At 71.1% G+C, this 18623-nt stretch carries 19 protein-coding genes; 11 read left to right on the plus strand and 8 right to left on the minus strand.

Translation table 11 applies throughout. From position 1 onward, the window contains the following. Nucleotides 1-1056 carry a CmpA/NrtA family ABC transporter substrate-binding protein gene (locus tag CRP50_RS13220; protein WP_097279640.1) on the plus strand — a complete coding sequence of 352 codons (1056 nt, stop codon included), beginning with the start codon at nucleotides 1-3 and terminating at the stop codon, nucleotides 1054-1056. A gap of 210 nt (nucleotides 1057-1266) precedes the next feature. Here the strand turns inward: CRP50_RS13220 and CRP50_RS13225 are convergent, their stop codons facing one another. From CRP50_RS13225 to CRP50_RS13235, 3 genes are all read right to left on the minus strand, one after another. Next, a complete protein-coding gene (locus CRP50_RS13225) occupies nucleotides 1267-3219 on the minus strand; it encodes an acetoacetate--CoA ligase (RefSeq protein WP_097279641.1) in 1953 nt (650 codons plus the stop codon). 107 nt (nucleotides 3220-3326) lie between these two features. Further along, nucleotides 3327-5153 (minus strand): glucans biosynthesis glucosyltransferase MdoH, encoded by a 1827-nt coding sequence (gene mdoH / locus CRP50_RS13230; protein ID WP_097279642.1) that lies wholly within the window; start codon nucleotides 5151-5153, stop codon nucleotides 3327-3329. Nucleotides 5154-5190: 37 nt separating this feature from the next. Then, a complete protein-coding gene (locus CRP50_RS13235) occupies nucleotides 5191-5760 on the minus strand; it encodes a cytochrome b (protein WP_097279643.1) in 570 nt (189 codons plus the stop codon). A 695-nt stretch (nucleotides 5761-6455) separates the two neighbouring features. On the opposite strand from CRP50_RS13235, the gene CRP50_RS13240 reads away from it, so the two are divergent. Beyond that, a complete protein-coding gene (locus CRP50_RS13240; RefSeq protein WP_097279644.1) occupies nucleotides 6456-6647 on the plus strand; it encodes a hypothetical protein in 192 nt (63 codons plus the stop codon). A 148-nt stretch (nucleotides 6648-6795) separates the two neighbouring features. Here the strand turns inward: CRP50_RS13240 and CRP50_RS13245 are convergent, their stop codons facing one another. Further along, the gene (locus CRP50_RS13245) at nucleotides 6796-7221 is read right to left on the minus strand and encodes a secondary thiamine-phosphate synthase enzyme YjbQ (protein ID WP_097279645.1); all 426 of its coding nucleotides are present in this window, start codon (nucleotides 7219-7221) and stop codon (nucleotides 6796-6798) included. A gap of 22 nt (nucleotides 7222-7243) precedes the next feature. Further along, entirely contained in the window at nucleotides 7244-8221 is a 978-nt protein-coding gene (locus CRP50_RS13250) for an NADPH:quinone oxidoreductase family protein (protein ID WP_097279646.1), read from the minus strand. Between the two features lie 76 nt (nucleotides 8222-8297). Here CRP50_RS13250 and CRP50_RS13255 point away from each other — a divergent pair, with 76 nt between their 5' ends. Then, nucleotides 8298-8903, plus strand: coding sequence for an RNA methyltransferase (locus CRP50_RS13255; RefSeq protein WP_097279647.1), 606 nt, complete (start codon nucleotides 8298-8300; stop codon nucleotides 8901-8903). A gap of 115 nt (nucleotides 8904-9018) precedes the next feature. Further along, nucleotides 9019-9537 (plus strand): invasion associated locus B family protein, encoded by a 519-nt coding sequence (locus tag CRP50_RS13260; protein ID WP_097279648.1) that lies wholly within the window; start codon nucleotides 9019-9021, stop codon nucleotides 9535-9537. A gap of 25 nt (nucleotides 9538-9562) precedes the next feature. Here CRP50_RS13260 and CRP50_RS13265 read toward each other — a convergent pair whose 3' ends face one another. Continuing rightward, the gene (locus CRP50_RS13265; protein ID WP_176525153.1) at nucleotides 9563-10129 is read right to left on the minus strand and encodes a TlpA disulfide reductase family protein; all 567 of its coding nucleotides are present in this window, start codon (nucleotides 10127-10129) and stop codon (nucleotides 9563-9565) included. Nucleotides 10130-10169: 40 nt separating this feature from the next. Between CRP50_RS13265 and argH the strand changes: the two genes are divergently transcribed. From argH to lysA, 3 genes are read left to right on the plus strand one after another with little or no spacing between them, the layout of a single operon-like run. Next, nucleotides 10170-11606 (plus strand): argininosuccinate lyase, encoded by a 1437-nt coding sequence (argH, locus tag CRP50_RS13270; RefSeq protein ID WP_097279650.1) that lies wholly within the window; start codon nucleotides 10170-10172, stop codon nucleotides 11604-11606. Beyond that, on the plus strand, nucleotides 11606-11824 hold the full coding sequence (locus CRP50_RS13275; protein WP_097279651.1) for a hypothetical protein: 219 nt from the start codon (nucleotides 11606-11608) through the stop codon (nucleotides 11822-11824). Before argH ends, CRP50_RS13275 begins: the two co-directional genes overlap by 1 nt. A 13-nt stretch (nucleotides 11825-11837) precedes the next feature. After that, a complete protein-coding gene (lysA, locus tag CRP50_RS13280; protein WP_097279652.1) occupies nucleotides 11838-13115 on the plus strand; it encodes a diaminopimelate decarboxylase in 1278 nt (425 codons plus the stop codon). 362 nt (nucleotides 13116-13477) lie between these two features. On the opposite strand, the gene CRP50_RS13285 is transcribed toward lysA, so the two are convergent. Then, nucleotides 13478-13819 carry a DUF2794 domain-containing protein gene (locus CRP50_RS13285; RefSeq protein ID WP_097279653.1) on the minus strand — a complete coding sequence of 114 codons (342 nt, stop codon included), beginning with the start codon at nucleotides 13817-13819 and terminating at the stop codon, nucleotides 13478-13480. 107 nt (nucleotides 13820-13926) lie between these two features. Next, nucleotides 13927-14505, minus strand: a complete 579-nt coding sequence (locus tag CRP50_RS25575; protein WP_176525154.1) for a hypothetical protein — start codon at nucleotides 14503-14505, stop codon at nucleotides 13927-13929. A gap of 187 nt (nucleotides 14506-14692) precedes the next feature. Here CRP50_RS25575 and CRP50_RS13300 point away from each other — a divergent pair, with 187 nt between their 5' ends. From CRP50_RS13300 to CRP50_RS13315, 4 genes are all read left to right on the plus strand, one after another. Next, nucleotides 14693-15406, plus strand: coding sequence for a tetratricopeptide repeat protein (locus CRP50_RS13300; protein WP_097279656.1), 714 nt, complete (start codon nucleotides 14693-14695; stop codon nucleotides 15404-15406). Nucleotides 15407-15411: 5 nt separating this feature from the next. Beyond that, on the plus strand, nucleotides 15412-16743 hold the full coding sequence (locus CRP50_RS13305; protein WP_245913472.1) for a PQQ-binding-like beta-propeller repeat protein: 1332 nt from the start codon (nucleotides 15412-15414) through the stop codon (nucleotides 16741-16743). Between the two features lie 16 nt (nucleotides 16744-16759). Further along, the gene (der, locus tag CRP50_RS13310; RefSeq protein WP_097279658.1) at nucleotides 16760-18211 is read left to right on the plus strand and encodes a ribosome biogenesis GTPase Der; all 1452 of its coding nucleotides are present in this window, start codon (nucleotides 16760-16762) and stop codon (nucleotides 18209-18211) included. Between the two features lie 87 nt (nucleotides 18212-18298). After that, nucleotides 18299-18505: a hypothetical protein gene (locus tag CRP50_RS13315; protein WP_097279659.1), complete on the plus strand. Its 207-nt coding sequence runs from the start codon at nucleotides 18299-18301 to the stop codon at nucleotides 18503-18505. Nucleotides 18506-18623 lie beyond the last annotated feature (118 nt).

An 18623-nucleotide genomic window follows, 5' to 3' on the forward strand; every position in this document is an offset into this window, starting at 1 on the left:
ATGGCCGAGACCGTCACGCTGGGCTTCGTGCCGCTGGTCGACTGCGCCGTGCCGGTGGTCGCCCGCGAGCTGGGCTTCGCCGCCGCCGAGGGCATCGACCTGGTGCTGGAGCGCGAGGCCGGATGGGCGGCGGTGCGCGACAAGCTCGCCTTCGGCCTGCTGGACGCCGCCCACATCCTGGCCCCCCTGCCGCTCGCCCTGCACCTCGGGCTCGGCGGCATCCCGGCGGTGCCCATGGCCGTGCCCATGGCGCTCGGGCTCGGCGGCAACGCCATCACCGTCTCCCTGCCGCTGTTCGAGCGCATGAGCGAGGCCGACCCCGACGCCATGGCGGGACCGCGCGCCGGCTCGGCGCGGGCGCTGAAGGCGGTGATCGAGGCCGACCGCACGGCGGGGCGGCCGCCGCTGTCCTTCGCCACGGTCTTCCCCTTCTCCAGCCACACCTACGAGCTGCGCGCCTGGCTCGCCGGCGCCGGCATCGACCCCGACCGCGACGTCAACCTGGGCGTGGTGGCGCCGGCGCGCATGGTGGAAAGTCTCGCCAGCGGCTGGATCGACGGCTACTGCGTCGGCGAGCCGTGGAACCTGCGCGCCGTGCAGCGCGGCATCGGGGCCGTGGTCGCCAGCAAGTGGGACATCCGCCCCGACGCACCGGAAAAGGTGCTCGGCCTGCGCGCCGCCTGGGTGGACCAGGACCCGGCGCGCACCGTCGCCCTGGTCCGCGCGCTGGTGAAGGCGGCGGCCTGGGCCGATGCGGCGGAGAACCGCCCCGCCCTGGCCCAGATGCTGGCCGCCCCGGACTACGTCGGCACCTTCCCCGAGGTGATCGCCATGGCCCTGACCGGCCGCCCGGTGCTGCAACCCGGCGGCGAGCCGGTCGCCCTCGACACCCACGTCTTCTTCCGCGACCGCGCCACCGAGCCGCTGCCGGAGCGGGCGCAATGGCTGGTGGAGCAGATGCTACGCTGGGACCGGACCGGCCTGACGGCGGAAGGGGCGAAGGCCGCCCTGGCGGCGGTGTGGCGGCCGGAGTTGTGGGCGGCGGCGGTGGGGTGAAGGCAGCGGCACCGCGCGGGAACACGCCGATCTGGTGGGCCCCATCCTTGCCAGCATCGTAGAGACGGTAAAGACGTCCCCGCTCGGCGACATGCAGACCCTGGACCAGCGTATGAAGGACAACACCTTCGCCTTCGTCCTCGGCAAGGCGTAGTCCGGCACTTCGGACGTCGGGAGCGGCGCCACCGCAGGCGGCGCCGCCCTCCCGTCTCAGGCCTGCAGGTCGGGCACTTCGGCGAACAGCTCCAGCGCCTCGGGGTTGGCGAGCGCTTCCTTGTTCTTCACCGGGCGGCCGTGGACCACGTCGCGCACGGCCAGTTCCACGATCTTGCCCGACTTGGTGCGCGGGATGTCGTCGACCTTGACGATCTTCGCCGGCACGTGGCGCGGCGTGGCGCCTTCGCGGATGGTCTTGCGGATGCGCGCCTGCAGGTCGTCGGACAGCTCCACGCCCTCGCGCAGGCGCACGAACAGCACCACGCGCACGTCGTTGTCCCAGTCCTGGCCGATGACCAAGGCCTCGATCACCTCCGGCAGCTTTTCCACCTGGCGGTAGATCTCGGCGGTGCCGATGCGCACGCCGCCCGGGTTCAGCGTGGCGTCGGAGCGGCCGTAGACCACGATGCCGCCCGTCTCCGTCAGCTCCACCCAGTCGCCGTGGGTCCAGGTGTTGGCGTACTTGTCGAAGTAGGCAGCGTGGAACTTGGCGCCGTCGGGGTCGTTCCAGAAGCCGACCGGCACCGACGGGAAGGCCTTGGTGCACACCAGTTCGCCCTTCTGGCCCTGCACCGGCTTGCCCTCGTCGTCGAACACCTCCACCGCCATGCCGAGGCCGCGGCACTGGATCTCGCCGCGGTAGACGGGGCTGATGGGGTTGCCGAGCATGAAGCACGACAGGATGTCGGTGCCGCCCGAGATGGAGGCCAACTGCACGTCCTCCTTGATGCCCTCGTACACGAAGTCGAAGCTTTCCGGCGCCAGCGGCGAGCCGGTGGAGGTGAGCAGGCGCACCGTCTCCAGCGAGTGGGTCTTCTTCGGCTCCAGGCCGGCCTTCTTGACGGCGTCGATCCACTTGGCCGAGGTGCCGAAGAGGGTCATCTTCTCCGCGTCGGCGTAATCGAACAGCACGTTGCCCGAGGGGTAGAACGGCGAACCGTCGAACAGCAGCAGAGTCGAGCCCGCCGCCAGACCGGCCACCAGCCAGTTCCACATCATCCAGCCGCAGGTGGTGAAGTAGAAGACGCGGTCGCCCGGCTTCTCGTCACAGTGCAGCACGTGTTCCTTCACCTGCTGCAGCAGCGTGCCGCCGTGGCCGTGGACGATGCACTTGGGCACGCCCGTGGTGCCGGAACTGAACATGATGAACAGCGGATGGTCGAAAGGCAGCGCCTCGAACACGATGGGCGCCGGCGCGAGCCCGGCGACGAAGTCCGGCCAGGTGACGGCGTTGCGCACGCCCGTCACGACCGGCGCATCGCTGGTGTAGGGCACGATCACGACCTTCTCGACCGTCGGCATCTTGTCGACGATGGCGGTCAGCTTCTCCAGGCAGTCGTGGGTCTTGCCGTTGTAGAAATAGCCGTCGCAGGCGACCAGCACCTTGGGCTCGATCTGGCCGAAGCGGTCGAGCACGCCCTGCACGCCGAAGTCGGGCGAGGCCGACGACCAGATGGCGCCCAGCGCCGTCGCCGCCAGCATGGCGATGATGGTTTCCGGCATGTTGGGCATGTAGCCGGCGACGCGATCGCCTTTCGTCACGCCCATGGCGATCAGCGCCTGCTGGAAGCGCGACACCTCGGCCTGCAACTCGGCGTAGGAAAGGCGGCGCTTCACCTTGTCCTCGCCCCAGAACACCAGCGCCTCGGTGGCGGCCGGGCGTTCCTTGAGCAGGTTGGCGGCGTAGTTGATGTGCCCTTCGGCGAACCACTTGGCGCCGGGCAGCTTGCCCAGGTCGTCCACCACCACCGAGCCGGGCTCGCCGACGACGCCGCAGAAGTCCCACACCAGGCGCCAGAAGGCGGCCGGATCCTCCACCGACCACGCGCGCAGCGACTCGTAGTCGGAGAAGTCACGGCCGGCGACGCTGCGCGCCTCCTGCATGAAGCGCGTCATGTTGGTGCGCGCGATGCGCTCCGGCGAGGGTTCCCACAGCTTGGCGGACACGGACGGTTCTCCCTTGTTGCTTGGTCGTCTGGCGCGACGCGGTTCCGGATGATGCCCGATTCCGCCCGCCTTCGCCAAGCCGGGAGAGGGGTTTTTGTGCGCCGCGGTCAGGAGGCGACGCGCACCGGCTCCGCCGCCGCGGCCGTGGCCTCGGCTTCCAGCCGATCGAGCAGGCGCAGCACCTCTGGCCGGGCGCGGTCCTCGGGAATGTCGAACAGGCCGACCCGCCGCGCCCAGGCACCGGCGGCCGGCGCGGCCGTCAGCACGGCGAGGGGCACGGCGCACAGGAAGGCGAGCAGCACCGGCGCCATCCACGGCAGCAGCGCCGGCTGCGCCCACGCCACCGCCGCCAGCAGCCCGATGCCGGCCGCTGTCTGGGGCCACAGGCCGCGCAGGGCTTCCGTCCAGGCGAGGCGGCGGGCGTCGCGCACCTGCCCGCTCCACGTCACCGCCCGGCCGAGCGGCAGGCCGGCCATGAAGCGCGTCTGGGCCAGGCTGACCGCCGGCGCGAGCAGGGTCGAGGCGGCCAGTTCCAGCACCGCCGCCCCCGCCAGCCGCAGGCCGCCGCCATAGGCCCGCCGGGTGCGGGCACGCAGCAGCACGTCGAGCACGCCCAGGATCTTGGGCATCAGGCTCATGGTCACGACGGTGACGAACAGGGCGACGCCGCCGGCGACGTTCAGCGGCGCGGAGCCCGCATTAACATAGACTTGCGCCGTGCCAGCGGCGATGAACAGCATCCACCCCGGCGCCCCCAGGTACATGAGGATCGCCAGCACCAGCTGCATGCGGCTCACCGGGTGCAGCCCCGGCATGCCGAGCAGGCGCCAGTACTGCATGTTGCCCTGGCACCAGCGCAGGTCGCGGCCGATGAAGCCCGGCAGGGCCGGCGGGTTTTCCTCGAAGCTGTCGTCCTCCTCGGCGAAGACGCGCACCTCCCACCCGGCGCGGCGCATGAGGGCGGCTTCCACCTGGTCGTGGCTGAGGACATGCCCACCGAGCGGCGGCCGCCCCGGCAGCAGCGGCAGACGGCAATGGTCGCGGAAGGGGCGCAGGCGGATGGCGGCGTTGTGCCCCCAGTACGGGCCGCAATCGCCCTGCCACCACGCACTGCCGGTGGTGTAGCTGCGCATGCCGTGGCGCATGCCGAACTGGAAGACGCGGGCGAACAGGCTGCCGGAGGGCATGCCGACCACCAGCCCCTGCACGATGCCGAGCCGCGGGTCGGCCTGCATGGCCCGCACCAGCCGCACGATGGCGGCGCCCGACATGACGCTGTCGGCGTCGAGCGGCACGAAGAGGTCGTAGTCGTCGCCGCAGCGCTCCACGAACTCGCGCACGTTGCCGGCCTTGAAGCCGGTGTTGTCGGTGCGGCGGCGGTAATGCAGGCGTTGCGGCCGCCCCATCTGGCGGCGCCATGCCTCCACCAGACGCTCCTCCTCGGCGGCGACGGCGGGGTCGGCGGTGTCGCTCAGCAGGTGGAAATCGAACCGCGGGCCGTCGGGCTCGGCGTCCAGGCTCTGCTGGATGCAGCGCAGGCGGGCGACGGCGCGGGCGGCATCCTCGTTGCGGATGGTCATGACGACGGCGGTGCGCAGGGTGATCGCCGCCTCGCCCCGCAGCCCGGCGAGGGTCGGCGCGACGTAGAGGGCCGGATCGCGCGCCGTGTGCAGGATGACGAAGCCGATGACCGCGTTCCAGAACCCGAGCGCCAGCCATGGCAGCGTCAGGGCGAAGCCGCCCAGCATCAGCGCCTCGGTCCAGCCGATGCCGCCGCCGGCGAAGAGGGCGTACAGGGCGGCGAAGAGGCCGATGCAGGTGGCGGAAACCAGCAGGAAGACCAGGAGGCGCCGCCGGCCGAGGATGCGGGCGGCGGTGGTGTCCGGGGCCGGCAGGGCGGTGACGGCGGCCTCGGCGGCGGTGCGGCTGTCCATGCGGTCTCCTGCGGAAGGACTGCGGTCGGTCGGCACTCTACGCGGTGGGATGGCGGGTGGATCGCTCCGGCGCGCCGTGGCGGCCCGGCAGCATGCGGGCCAGCACGTCGTCGCGGCGGACGAAATGGTGATGCAGGGCGGCCCCCATGTGCAGGGCGACCAGGGCGCCGAGGGTGATGACGCCCCAGACGTGGAAGGCGAGCACCGTCTCCGCCACCGCCCGGTCCTGCGCCACCGGCACCGGCAGGGTGAACAGGCCGAAGACGCTGACGGCGGCGCCGAAGTACGAACTGCCGAGCCAGCCGAGCACCGGCACGGTGAACAGCAGCGCATAAAGCACCCAGTGCGTCGCCAAGGCAGCCGCCTGCTGCCACCCCGGCAGGTCGGCGGGCAGCGGCGGCGGCGGATGAGACAGCCGCCACAGCAGGCGCGCGGCCGCCAGGACGAAAATGACGAAGCCGACGGAGCGGTGCAGGTCGAACAGGCTGTTCTGCGTCTCCCCCGGCCCGACGTTGAGCATGGCGATGCCGAGCGGCACCACGATGACGATGCCGAGCACGGTCAGCCAGTGGAACGCCTTCGCCGTGGCGCCATAGGACGCAGCCATGACACGCCTCCTCCGATGCATCCCCCGGTGCTTACGTGAGGGCGGCGACGGTGGATCGGAAGGGGGCGCCGGGGTCGGGGAGGGTTCGCCGCCGCCGCGAGGCCGTTTTCACGGCCGCCGTAGGTGACGCCGTGGATGGCCGGATCAAGTCCGGCCGTGACAATTTTCGCTGTCTTTCCAAGACCTTGTCATGCCCGGCCTCCGAGCCGGGCATTCACGGCTCCACCGCCGCTCGCCGTGGAGACCGGAGCCCTAAGGGCCACCGCCGTGGAGGGCGGTGCCCATGTCCGCCGGCAGAGACGCTCGTGGATGGCCGGGTCGAGCCCGGCCATGAGAATTTGGACTGTTGTTTCAAAAACTTGTCATGCCCGGACTTGATCCGGGCATCCACGGCTCCCCGGGCGGCGGCCGTGGAGAGCGGCGCCAGCGTTCGTCGCCGGAGCGGGCGGCAGACGCCGTCTGCGGGGGCGCCGGCCCTCCCACCCAGTGCCGCCAGACCCACCGAGTCGATCCCGCCCCGCCGTCGACAGTCGGCCGGGAACCGGAAAATCTTCGAATTCTTCCAATTTGCTACGGGTCTTTCTGGACAGGCGCCGCGCCGATGGCATAATGCGGAACGAATTTGGGGTTTCTCCCGTGCGGAGGGGGAAAGCCTGCTGGTCCGCCCGCGGGCGGCGTTTGGAGGGGTGTTTTCCATGTCCGTTACCGGCAAGACGCTCGGCATCGTCCTCATCGGCCTCGTCGGCCTGCTGGCCTATCTGGCGATCCAGATCGGCAGTGCGCTCGGCGTCGGCGTCGCCCACGGCCTGATCTACTTCGGCCTGTTCATGACGTTCAGCCTGCTCTGCCTCGTCATGTACCTGACCTCGGCGCCCGCCGCCGACTGACGCTTCACAGCGCGTCCGGGGCGACGGCGTGCGGCCGTCGCCCCGCATGGCAGACATAGACGACCCGCCAGCCGCCGCGGCCGGATCTTCCGGTGCGGCGCCGGGCGGGTTTTGTCGTTCCCGGGGCGGATGAGGCGGACCCGCCGCCTCACTCCCCCAGCAGATGCACCACGACCCGCCGCCGGTGCGGGCTCGCCCGGTGTTCGCACACATAGACCGCCTGCCACGTCCCGAGCGCCAGCCGGCCGTCGCTCACCGGGATGGTGAGCGACACGCCGGTCAGGGTGCTGCGGATGTGGGCCGGCATGTCGTCCGGCCCTTCCATCGTGTGGCGGTAGAGGGCGGTGTCGCGCGGCGCCAGACGCTCCAGATGCGTCGTCAGGTCGCGCAGCACGTCGGGATCGGCGTTCTCCTGGATGGTCAGCCCGGCGCTGGTGTGCTGCAGGAAGAGCGTCGCGAGCCCGCTGTCGATCCCCGAGTCGCGCACCACTCCGTCCACCTGCGCCGTCACGTCGACGAAGCCGGTGCCGCGTGTCTGCACGTCGAGCGTGGCCTGGTGTTGTCGCAGGCTCATGGTCGCCGGTCCTCCCTCCGCGTCACCGAATGCCGATCACCGCCTTGCCGACGACGCTGCGGTCCTTCAACGCGGCGATGGCGGCCGGCGCTTCGTCCAGGGCGAAGGTGCGGCTGACGCGGGGCTTCAGCTTGCCTTCCTCGTACCACCGCAGGCATTCGGCGAAGCTGGCGCGGATGCGCTCGGGCGCGAGGCGGCGGTAGGCGCCCCAGTAGAAGCCGATGATGTCGATGTTCTTCACCAGCAGCAGGTTGGCGGGGATCTGCTGCACCGTGCCGCCGGCGAAGCCGATGACGATGAGGCGGCCGTCGGGCGCCGTGCAGCGCAGCGACTGGTCGAACACGTCGCCGCCGACCGGGTCGTAGACCACGTCGACGCCGCGCCCGGCGGTGAGGGCTCGCACGCGGTCCTTGATGTTCTCCACCTTGTAGTCGATGCCGTGGTCGGCGCCGTGCTCGGCGGCGACGGCCAGCTTGTCGGTGCCGCCGGCGGTGGCGATGACGGTCGCCCCCATGGCCTTGCCGCATTCCACGGCGGTCAGCCCGACGCCGCCCGCCGCGCCGTGCACCAGCAGCACCTCGCCGGCCTTCAGCCGCGCCCGGTCGGCGAGGCCGAAGTGGCTGGTGCCATAGGCGATGGGGAAGGCGGCGGCCGTCGCGAAGTCCATGTCGTCGGGGATGCGCATGACGTCGGCCGCCCGCGCCACGGCTTCCTCGGCATAGCCGCCGTGCTCCAGCACCGCCATGACGCGGTCGCCGGGGCTGACGTGGGTCACGCCCGGCGCCACCTCGGTCACCACGCCGCCGATCTCGAAGCCGGGGGCGAAGGGGAAAGGCGGCTTTTCCTGGTATTTCCCCTGCACGATCAGGCCGTCGGCGAAGTTGACGCCGGCCGCATGCACGGCGATGCGCACGCCGTTCTCGACCATGGTGGGGGCATCGACTTCGGCCACGCGCAAGGCGTCGGGCGTTGTGAACTCGCGGACCAGGACCGCCTTCATGGAAACCTCCTGCTTGAACGATCGACGTTTTCTCTTAAGGTGCCGCCTTCAATAAGACCAAACCGGGAGCAACCCCATGCGCGGCTATTTCGGCATCGGAGCCGAGAGGATCCACAAGCCCTACAACGTAGGCAACCTCTTCCGTTCCGCCCATGCCTTCGGCGCCGGCTTCGTGTTCACCGTGGATGCCCAGTACGAGCGCCGCATCGGCCACCGCACCGATACCTCCGACGCCCTGAAGCAGCTGCCCTTCTACCAGTTCGACGGCGTCGCCGACATGCTGCTGCCCAAGGGCTGCCGCCTGATCGGCGTGGAGCTGACCGACGACGCCATAGAATTGCCGAGTTTCCGGCATCCCCTGCAGGCGGCCTACGTCATGGGGCCGGAGCGCGGCAGCCTGTCGGCCGAGATGCAGGCGCGCTGCGACTTCATCGTCAAAATCCCGACGAAGTTCTGTCTCAACGTCGGGACGGCGGGCATCATCGTCATGTACGATCGCCTGCTGAGCCGCGGGAAGTTCGCGCCGCGCCCCGTGCGGCCGGGCGGCCCGACCGAGGAGGCGCGGGAGCACGTGCACGGCGGGCCGGTCTTCCGTACCATGGAGCGGTTCCGCAAGGAGCCGCCGCTCGCCGAGGTGGCGGTGGCGGAAGCCACGGCGGAAGAGGAGGAGGCCGACTCGTAACCCGTTGCGATTGCACCGCCCGGCGGGGTTGCCGGCGGGGCCGACCACCCCCACATCCGCGATGGCCTCTCGCACAGACAAAACCCCCTGCGAACGAAGACGGAGTGACAGACCCATGCGACGCGCAAGACTTCCGGGCCTGCTGACGACCCTGTGCGCGCTGACGCTCGCCGCCTCCCCGGCCGCGGCGGCGGACCCGGAGATCCTCGGCGCCTACACGGACTGGACCGCCTACACCTTCACCGAGAACGGCAACAAGGTGTGCTACATGGCCAGCGAGCCCAAGAAGGCCGAGGGCAAATACGACAAGCGCGGCGACGTCTTCGTGCTGGTGACCCACCGCCCGGCCGACAAGACCCGCGACGTGGTCAGCGTGGTCGCCGGCTACCCCTACAAGGCCGAAAGCGAGGCTCGCATGACCATCGACGGTCGCGACACCTCGCTGTTCACCCACGGCGAACGGGCCTGGGCGCGCGACACCGCCACCGACCGCAAGCTGGTGGAGTCCATGAAGGCGGGCCGCCAGATGGTGGTGAAGGGGTCGAGCGAACGCGGCACCAACACCACCGACACCTACTCGCTCAGCGGCTTCACCGCCGCGCACGAGGCCATCACCAAGGCCTGCGGGCTGTAAGGCCGGACGCGGCCGCCGCGGTGCCTCAGGGCGCGGCGGCCAGCGCCTTCAGGGCGGCGATGAAGTCGGGGCTGTCCCACGCGGCGACGCCCTCCTTGTAGGCGAGCTTGGTGCCGTCCCTGCCGATGAGGTAGGTGGTCGGCATGCCGCGCAGGCCCATGCCGCGGGCCAGCGCCTGCTTGTCGTCGACGTAGACGTCGAGCGCCGTCAGGCCCTGTTTCGCCAGCCATTCGGGCGCCACCTTGGCGCCGTTGCGGTCCTCGTTCACCACCACGACGGCGATGCGGTCGTCGCCCTTCACGGCGGCGGCGAGGCGGTCGAGGGCGGGCATTTCCTCGATGCAGGGGGCGCACCAGGTCGCCCAGAAGTTCAGCAGCACCACCCGGCCGCGGAAGTCGGCGAGGGTGACTTCGCCGCCGTCGCCCTTGAAGAAGGCCGTGTCCGGCAGGGCGGCGGGGTTGTCCACCTTCACCATGTGGGGCACGTCGACACCGGCGATTTCCGCCGCCAGCGCATCCTGGCCCCTTGCGATCTGACCCGTTATGGTGATGATCGCGATGACCATCGCGACGCCGACCGCGCCCAGCGCCATCGGCGCCTTCCTGCCAGCGAACAACCCGAGTAGCCCGTTCATGAGCGACAACACCAAGCAGGCCTCCAACGCCATGTGGGGTGGCCGGTTCGAAAGCGGCCCGTCCGCCGTCATGGAGAAGATCAACGCCTCCATCGGCTTCGACAAGCGCTTCTACCGGCACGACATCATGGGCTCCAAGGCCCACTGCGCCATGCTCGTCCGCCAGGGAATCCTGAGCGAGGACGACGGCCGGGCCATCATCGACGGCCTCGACCAGGTCCTGCAAGAGATCGAGGACGGCCGCTTCGAGTTCAAGACCGAACTCGAGGACATCCACATGAACGTGGAGGCCCGCCTGGCCGAGATCATCGGCGAGCCGGCCGGCCGCCTGCACACGGCGCGCTCGCGCAACGACCAGGTGGCGACCGACTTCCGCCTGTGGACGCGCGATGCGCTCGACGAGATCGACCGCGGGCTGGAGGCGCTGCAGCGCGCCCTCATCGCCCAGGCCGAGGCGCATGCCGAGACGGTGATGCCCGGCTTCACCCACCTGCAGGCGGCCCAGCCCATCACCTTCGGCCACCACATGATGGCCTATGTGGAGATGATCGGGCGCGACCGCGGCCGCTTCGGCGACTGCCGCACCCGCCTGAACGAATGCCCGCTCGGCGCCGCCGCGCTCGCCGGCACCAGTTTCCCCATCGACCGCCACGCCACCGCCGAGCTGCTCGGCTTCGACCGCCCCTGCGCCAACTCGCTGGATGCCGTGTCGGACCGCGACTTCGCGCTGGAGTTCCTGTCGGCCGCCTCCATCTGCGCCATCCACCTGTCGCGGCTGGCCGAGGAGATGGTCATCTGGACGACGGCGCAGTTCGCCTTCGTGAAGCTGTCCGACGGCTACACCACCGGCTCGTCCATCATGCCGCAGAAGCGCAACCCCGACGCCGCCGAGCTGGTGCGCGCCAAGGCGGGCCGCGTCATCGGCGACCTCAACAGCCTGCTGATCGTCATGAAGGGCCTGCCGCTGGCCTATTCCAAGGACATGCAGGACGACAAGGAACCGGTGTTCGAGGCCTACGACACGCTGGAACTGTGCATCGCCGCCATGACCGGCATGATCACCGACCTGCGCGTCAACAGCGAACGCTGCCGCGAGAGCGCCTCGGCCGGCTTCACCACCGCCACCGACATGGCCGACTGGCTGGTGCGCGAGCTGAACATGCCGTTCCGCCGCGCCCACCACGTCGCCGGCAGCCTGGTGAAGCTCGCCGAGACCAAGGGCTGCGACCTGCCGGACCTGACCCTGGCCGAGATGCAGTCCATCGAGCCGGGCATCACCGCGGCCGCCATGGCGGTGCTGACGGTGGAAGCCAGCGTGCGCAGCCGCACCAGCTTCGGCGGCACGGCGCCCGACAACGTGCGCGCCGCCGCCCATGCCGCCCGCGACGTCTTCCTCGCCGGCGGCCCGACCATCGACGAAGACGGGAGCGCCTGATGCCCGTATCCGCCCCGCTGACGGCCCGCCAGGGCCGGCTCGCTCCCCCGGCGGCCCGCCAGGGCCGGCTCGCTCCCCCGGCGGCCCGCCTGGGCCGGCTCGCCGTGGTGTTGCTGCTGGCGGCGGCGGTCACAGCGCCGCTCGCCGCCTGCGGCAAGCGCGGCGCCAACGAGCCGCCGGAAGGCGCTTCGTTCCCGCGCCACTATCCCTCCCGCTGAGGCCCCGACGTTCATGCACCACTTCACCTACCGCGACGGCGCCCTGCATTGCGAGGACGTGCCGCTGGCCGCCATCGCCGCTGCCGTCGGCACGCCGGTCTACGTCTATTCCACCGCGACCCTGACGCGCCACTGGACCGTCTTCACCGGCGCCCTGAAGGATGCCGGGCTGGACGCCAGCGTCCACTTCGCCACCAAGGCGAACGGCAACATGGCGGTGCTGCGCACCCTGGCCGACCTGGGCGCCGGCGCCGACGTGGTGTCGGGCGGCGAGCTGTTCGCCGCCATGCACGCCGGCATCCCGGCCTCGCGCATCGTGTTCTCGGGCGTCGGCAAGACGCGCGACGAACTGGCCTACGCCCTCGACCAGGGCGTCTTCCAGATCAACGTGGAGAGCGAGCCGGAACTGCGGCTGCTCGACGCGGTGGCGCGCGAGAAGGGCGTGCAGGCGCCCATCGCCATCCGGGTCAACCCGGACGTCGAGGCGGGCACCCACGAGAAGATCACGACCGGCAAGCTCGACAACAAGTTCGGCATCGCCTGGACCCAGGCCCATGCGCTCTATCGCCTTGCGGCGGACCTGCCGGGCATCGCGGTGAAGGCCATCGCCATGCACATCGGCAGCCAGATCGCCGACCTCGCGCCCTTCGCCGCCGCCTTCCGCCGCATGCGCGACCTGCTCGCCATCCTGCGCGCCGACGGCATCGAGATCGAGCGCCTGGACATCGGCGGCGGCCTCGGCGTGCCCTACGACCGCGAGGGCGACCCGACCCCCATGCCGCCGGCCGACTACGCCAAGGTCATCCGGCAGGAGTTGGGCGACCTCGGCTGCAAGCTGCTGCTGGAGCCGGGCCGGCTCATCACCGCCAACGCGGGTGTGCTGCTGACCAAGGTGATCTACCGCAAGGAAGGCGCGACGCGCACCTTCGTCATCGTCGACGCCGGCATGAACGATCTGGTGCGCCCGGCCATGTACGACGCCTTCCACGCCATCGCCCCGGTGCGCGAGCCGGCGGCCGGCGCGGCGACGGAACTGGTCGACGTGGTGGGGCCGATCTGCGAAAGCTCCGACATCTTCGCCAAGCAGCGCTCGCTGCCGCGGCTGGAGGCCGACGACCTGCTGGTGCTGCGCACGGCGGGCGCCTATGGCGCGGCCATGTCCAACAGCTACAACGGCCGCCCGCTGGTGCCCGAGGTGCTGGTGAACGGCGACCAGTACGCCGTCGTCCGCCGCCGGCCGACGTGGGAAGAGCTGGTGACGCTGGAGTCGCTGGCGCCCTGGCAGGGGTGAGGGGCCGGGGCCGGCTGGCGGTTGCCGGCTCCTATGGCTGCGGTTTCCACGGCGAGCGGCGGTGGAGCCGTGGATACCCGGCTCGGAGGCCGGGCATGACAAAGGCTTGGAAAGACAGCAGAAATACTCATGGCCGGGCTCGACCCCGCCCATCCACGGCGGCACCGGCGGCGGCCCTTAGGGCTGCGGCCTCCACGGCGAGCGGCGGTGGAGCCGTGGATGCCCGGCTCGGAGGCCGGGCATGACAAGGGCTTGGAAGACAGCAGAAATACTCATGGCCGGGCTCGACCCCGCCCATCCACGGCGGCACCGGCGGCTGGCCCGGGCGTGGGGCATCCCCCTGCACCCTCGCCATGCCCCCCTTACGACGAAATCAGCCGCACCGGCTTGTCGAACAGGTTCAGCAGGTCGAGCAGGCTGGTGCTGCGGCGGATGCGCTTGTCGCCCTCGAACAGCAGGTACTCCGGCGCGGCGTTGGGGCCGCGCGGGGCCAGCTTGACCACCGTGTACTGCGCCGTCTCGTGGGTGTGGCGGTGGACCGAGAAGCGGGCCATGCCCGGTTCGTGGGCGATGCCGTAGTCGCGCCACTCGCCCTTGGCGACGAAGCGACTGTACACGGCCAGCAGGGCGTTCAGCTCCGCCCGGTTGAAATAGACGGGCGCACCGCGCTTCTTGCGGTCCGCGAGACGGATGACCTGCGCCATGAGGTTCGGGTCGCCTCCGTTGTAACCTGTCCGTCATCCATTGTTCACGGATGCCGCCGACAGGGCAAGGCCAAATGCCCGAACCGGATCCCCCGCGATGCCCCGCCTCAGCGCATCGGAATGAGCGGCGTCGCGGTCGCCGGCGCGGATGCCATGGGGGCTGCGGTCGCGGGCGCCACGGGCGCGGCCGAGACCGGCGCGACCGGCGCCACCGGGGTCGTCACCACGGGGGCCGGCGGCGGCACGGCGACCACGCCCGGCACGTCCTTCACCGCCACCACCCCGGCGGCGGGCTCGGCGGCCAGGGCCTGCACCGGGCGCACCGCCGCCATCTTGGGCAGGATGATGCCGACCAGCGTGTCGCCGGGGTGCGGGCTCGGCCGGTCGTAGCACGACACCTCGGCGAGCGTGCGGTAGCAGAAGGTGGGCTGCGGCACCTGCGGCATGCCGACCAGCGAGGAATCCTCGACGCACCACACGCCGCCGACGCTGGCGCGCACGCTGGAGCAGTCCATGGGGCCGAGCGAGGCGATGTGGTCGATGATCGTCTTGTCGGTGTTGATGAGCGAGACCATTTCGATGCCGGCGACGGTGCCGCCGACGGCATTGGCCTGGGGCGAGCAGCCCGTCACGGCGGCAGCGCCGGCGAGCGCCGCGGCGGCGGCCAGCATGCGGATGGGCGTCACGGCGGCGTCTCCCCTCTCGACCGGAAGCGGTAGTTCGGCCGCAGTATGACGCCGGGCCGTTAACGAGTCTTGAAGAAAGCCGCCGCGCGACCCGCGACCGCCCCCTTCCCGCGGCGATTGCCTTACCCCATGACACGGCTTATGTTTGGCGCTCGTTTTTCAGAAGTGGTTCGAGCAGGAGCATCTCGTGGCCGACCGTCGCGAAGACGCCACCCAGGAAGCATTGTTCCGGGAAGTGGACGAAGACCTTCGCCATGAACAACTGGCGAGGCTGTGGAAGAAGTACGGCGGCGTGGTGATCGCGCTCGCGCTGGCCCTGGTGGTCGGCGTGGCCGGTTATCAGGGCTGGCAGGCGTGGGAACGCTCGGCCCGGCAGGACGAGGCGGCGCGCTATACCGCCGCCATGCGCCTGCTGGAGCAGAACCAGACGCAGCCCGCCGCCGAGGCGCTGGCCGCCCTGGCGGCCGACGGCAATACGGGCTACGGCACCGTCGCCGCCCTGCGTCGCGCCGCCCTGCTCGCCGACCAGGGCGACGAGGCCGCCGCCGCCGAGGCCTATGGCGCCGTCGCCGCCGACGGCGCGGCCGACCCGACCTTCCGCGATCTCGCCCGCGTGCTCGCGGTGCTCCACCGCATGCAGGGTCCGGCCGAGGGCGCGCAGCCCGACGCCCTGATCGCCGAGCTGCAGCCGCTGACCGATCCGGCCAACCCGTTCCGCTTCTCGGCGCTGGAGCTGACGGCGGCGCTGGCCCTGAAGCAGGGCGACGAGGCCCGCGCCCGCGACATCTACAAGTCGCTCGCCGGCGACGCCAACGCGCCGCAGGGCCTGCGCTCGCGCGCCCGCACCATGCTCGCCGCCCTGGGCGGTGACGCCGCCGCCGCCCCGCGCCAGGAGGGTTGATGCGCATGACCGTTCGCCGCCGTCTGTCCGCCGCCGCCGTGGCGGTGCTGCTGCTGCCCGCCCTCACCGCCTGCGAGAGCTGGCTCGGCGACAAGGAAGCGCCGCCCCTGCCCGGCAAGCGCATCAGCGTGCTGCAGATGCAGCGCGGCCTGGAAGGCGTCCAGGCGGAAGCCGTCGACATCCTGGTGCCGCCGCCCGAGCCGAGCGCCGACTGGCCGCAGGCCGGCGGCTACGCCCACCACGTCATGCAGCACATGGTGGTCGCCGCGCAGCCGCGCGAAGTGTGGAGCAGCGACATCGGCGAAGGCGCCGGCTCGCGCGATCGCCTGCTGGCGCAGCCGGTGGTGGCCGCCGGCCGCGTCTACACCATCGACACCGAGGCCAAGGTCGCCGCCTTCGACCTGCAGAGCGGCCGCGAGCTGTGGGAAACCGACCTGCTGCCCGAGGACGAGGACACCGCGACCCTGCTCGGCGCCGGCGTCGCCGTCGCCGCCGAGCGCGTCTTCGCCACCACCGGCCTCGCCCAGGTGGCGGCGCTGGATGCCGCGACGGGCGCCGAGATCTGGCGCACCCGCGTGCCCGCGCCCCTGCGCGCCGCGCCGACCTACGACGGCGGCCGCGTCTTCGTGGTGACGGTGGACAACACCGCGCTCGCCCTCGCCGCCTCCGACGGCCGCATCCTGTGGAGCCAGCCGGGCGTCGGCGAAGCCACCGGCCTGCTCGGCGGCGCTGCCCCAGCGGTCGACAACGGCGTCGTCATCGCCCCCATGCGCTCGGGCGAAGTGCTGGCCCTGACGGTGGATACCGGCCGCCCGCTGTGGTCGGACAGCGTCATCGCCGCCACCCGCACCGACGCCGGCGCCGGCCTCGCCGACATCAGCGCCCGCCCGGTGCTGGACGACGGCCGCGTCTACGTGGTCAGCGCCTCCGGCCTCATGGCCGCCATCGACCTGCGCACCGGCCGTCGCATCTGGGAACTGCCGGTCGCCGGCATCGAACAGCCGTGGCTGGCCGGCAAGGTTCTCTATGTCCTGAACACCGACAGCGACCTCGCCGCCGTCGACGCCCGCACGGGCCGCGTGCTGTGGGTGACGCCGCTGCCGCAGTGGGAAGATCCCGAGGACCGCGACGGCCGCATCCTGTGGTCCGGCCCGGTTCTCGCCTCCGACCGCCTCATCATCGCCGGCAGCCATGGCGAGGCCATGACCGTCAGCCCATATAACGGCCAGGTCCTGGGCCGCGAGGAGATGCCGTCGGGCGTCACCATCGCCCCCATCGTGGCCGACGGCACCCTGCTTTTCCTGACCAACGACGCCCAGCTCGTCGCCTATCGCTGAATCGAGTCCCTTTCTTATGTTCACCGTCGCCATCATCGGCCGGCCCAACGTCGGCAAGTCCACCCTGTTCAACCGGCTGGTGGGCCGGCGTGAAGCCATCGTGCACGATTTCCCTGGCGTCACCCGTGACCGCAAGGAGCGCAAGGCGAGCCTGCTCGGCCTCGAGTTCCTGGTCATCGACACCGCCGGCCTGGAAGAGGCCGAGCCCGACAGCCTGGCCGCGCGCATGAGCGCCATGACGCTCGGCTCGCTGGCGCAGGCCGACGTGGTGCTGTTCCTCATCGACGCCCGCGCCGGCGTGACCCCCATGGACGAACACTTCGCCGACGTGCTGCGCAAGCAGCCGACGCCGGTGGTGGTGGTCGCCAACAAGTGCGAGGGCAAGGCCGGCGAGCCGGGCCTGCTGGAGGCCTATGCCTTCGGCCTGGGCGAGCCGGTCGGCATCTCGGCCGAGCACGGCACCGGCATGGGCGACCTGCTGGAAGCCCTGCTGCCCTTCGCCCGCCAGTACGCCGACGATCACGGCGAGACCCTGTTCGGCGAGGAGCCGGCAGCCCCGGTGCTGACGGCCGAGGAACAGGCCGCCCTCGACGACGAGACGCTGGGCGCCGACGAAGACCCGTCGCTGCCGCCGGTGCGCACCGAAGAAGACGTGACGAAGCCGCTGCGCCTCGCCATCGTCGGCCGCCCGAACACCGGAAAGTCCACCTTCGTCAACGCCCTGATCGGCGAGGAACGCCTGCTCACCGGCCCCGAGGCCGGCGTGACGCGCGACGCCATCTCGGTCGACTGGACCTTCAAGGACCGCGCCATCCAGCTGGTGGACACCGCCGGCCTGCGCCGCAAGGCGCGCATCCAGGAAAGCCTGGAACGCCTGTCGGTGGGCGACACGCTGAACGCCGTGCGCATGGCCGAAGTGGTCATCCTCATGCTCGACGCCAACATGGTCATGGACAAGCAGGACCTGACCATCGCCCGCCTGGTGGTGGAGGAAGGCCGCGCGCTGGTCATCGCCGTCAACAAGTGGGACGCCGCCGAGGACCGCCAGGCCTCCATCCAGCGCCTGAAGGACCGCCTGGAGTCGAGCCTGCCGCAGGTGCGCGGCATCCCGACGGTCACCCTGTCGGCCATCAAGGGCCAGGGCCTCGACCGGGTGATGGACGCGGTGCTGAAGATCCACCGCGTGTGGAACACCCGCGTCTCCACCTCGGCGCTGAACCGCTGGCTGGAACACACGCTCAGCAAGCATCCGCCGCCGCTGTCCAAGTCCAAGCGCCGCATCAAGCTGCGCTACATGACCCAGCCCAAGGCGCGGCCGCCGACCTTCGCGGTATCGTGCTCGCGGCCCGAGGACCTGCCCGAGTCCTACGTCCGCTACCTCGCCAACGGCCTGCGCGAGGATTTCGGCCTGGACGGCGTGCCCATCCGCATGCACTTCCGCAAGCCGAAGAACCCCTACGTCGATTGAACATCCCGCCGCTGCTGCATCCGACCGGTTGCAGCAGCGGCGCCCCCGTGGCAGCCTTTGGCGGTCACCGTGGCGGAGGGGCTCGTGATGGCCCAGATGTTCAAGCGGTCCGAAGACGGCGCCATCGTCTGCGCCGACTGCCTCGCGCCCGACGAAGAGATGACGGCGGCCGCCCTGCAGCCGCGCCACTTCCCGGGCACCTACCATCGTCTGCACTGCGCCCGCTGCGGCGCCCCCGGCACCCCCGATCCGGCCATCCCGCCGGCGCGGGTGCGCGGCGATGCTCGCCCCTGAACGGATGGCGGCGGCGGTGGTGCGCCGGGCGGGCGCCCCTGCGGCGCCCGAGCATGACGCCGAAAGCAGCAAGACCTGACCGCGACGACGGGCCGGCGTTACCTGCCGGGCCGCGGCC

Source organism: Caenispirillum bisanense, from assembly GCF_900230255.1.
In the GTDB taxonomy this organism is placed as follows: Bacteria; Pseudomonadota; Alphaproteobacteria; order Rhodospirillales; family Rhodospirillaceae; genus Caenispirillum; species Caenispirillum bisanense_A.

Bases quoted from the DNA above. Each gene is read 5' to 3' on its own strand.
- CRP50_RS13255 (WP_097279647.1), top strand. From the start codon at position 8,298: ATGCGCGGCTATTTCGGCATCGGAGCCGAGAGGATCCACAAGCCCTAC.
- der (WP_097279658.1), top strand. From the start codon at position 16,760: ATGTTCACCGTCGCCATCATCGGCCGGCCCAACGTCGGCAAGTCCACC.
- mdoH (WP_097279642.1), bottom strand. From the start codon at position 5,153: ATGGACAGCCGCACCGCCGCCGAGGCCGCCGTCACCGCCCTGCCGGCC.
- CRP50_RS13275 (WP_097279651.1), top strand. From the start codon at position 11,606: ATGCCCGTATCCGCCCCGCTGACGGCCCGCCAGGGCCGGCTCGCTCCC.
- CRP50_RS13265 (WP_176525153.1), bottom strand. From the start codon at position 10,129: ATGGCGCTGGGCGCGGTCGGCGTCGCGATGGTCATCGCGATCATCACC.
- CRP50_RS13285 (WP_097279653.1), bottom strand. From the start codon at position 13,819: ATGGCGCAGGTCATCCGTCTCGCGGACCGCAAGAAGCGCGGTGCGCCC.
- CRP50_RS13245 (WP_097279645.1), bottom strand. From the start codon at position 7,221: ATGAGCCTGCGACAACACCAGGCCACGCTCGACGTGCAGACACGCGGC.
- CRP50_RS13305 (WP_245913472.1), top strand. From the start codon at position 15,412: ATGACCGTTCGCCGCCGTCTGTCCGCCGCCGCCGTGGCGGTGCTGCTG.
- argH (WP_097279650.1), top strand. From the start codon at position 10,170: ATGAGCGACAACACCAAGCAGGCCTCCAACGCCATGTGGGGTGGCCGG.
- CRP50_RS13315 (WP_097279659.1), top strand. From the start codon at position 18,299: ATGGCCCAGATGTTCAAGCGGTCCGAAGACGGCGCCATCGTCTGCGCC.
- CRP50_RS13260 (WP_097279648.1), top strand. From the start codon at position 9,019: ATGCGACGCGCAAGACTTCCGGGCCTGCTGACGACCCTGTGCGCGCTG.
- CRP50_RS13235 (WP_097279643.1), bottom strand. From the start codon at position 5,760: ATGGCTGCGTCCTATGGCGCCACGGCGAAGGCGTTCCACTGGCTGACC.
- lysA (WP_097279652.1), top strand. From the start codon at position 11,838: ATGCACCACTTCACCTACCGCGACGGCGCCCTGCATTGCGAGGACGTG.
- CRP50_RS13240 (WP_097279644.1), top strand. From the start codon at position 6,456: ATGTCCGTTACCGGCAAGACGCTCGGCATCGTCCTCATCGGCCTCGTC.
- CRP50_RS13250 (WP_097279646.1), bottom strand. From the start codon at position 8,221: ATGAAGGCGGTCCTGGTCCGCGAGTTCACAACGCCCGACGCCTTGCGC.
- CRP50_RS13220 (WP_097279640.1), top strand. From the start codon at position 1: ATGGCCGAGACCGTCACGCTGGGCTTCGTGCCGCTGGTCGACTGCGCC.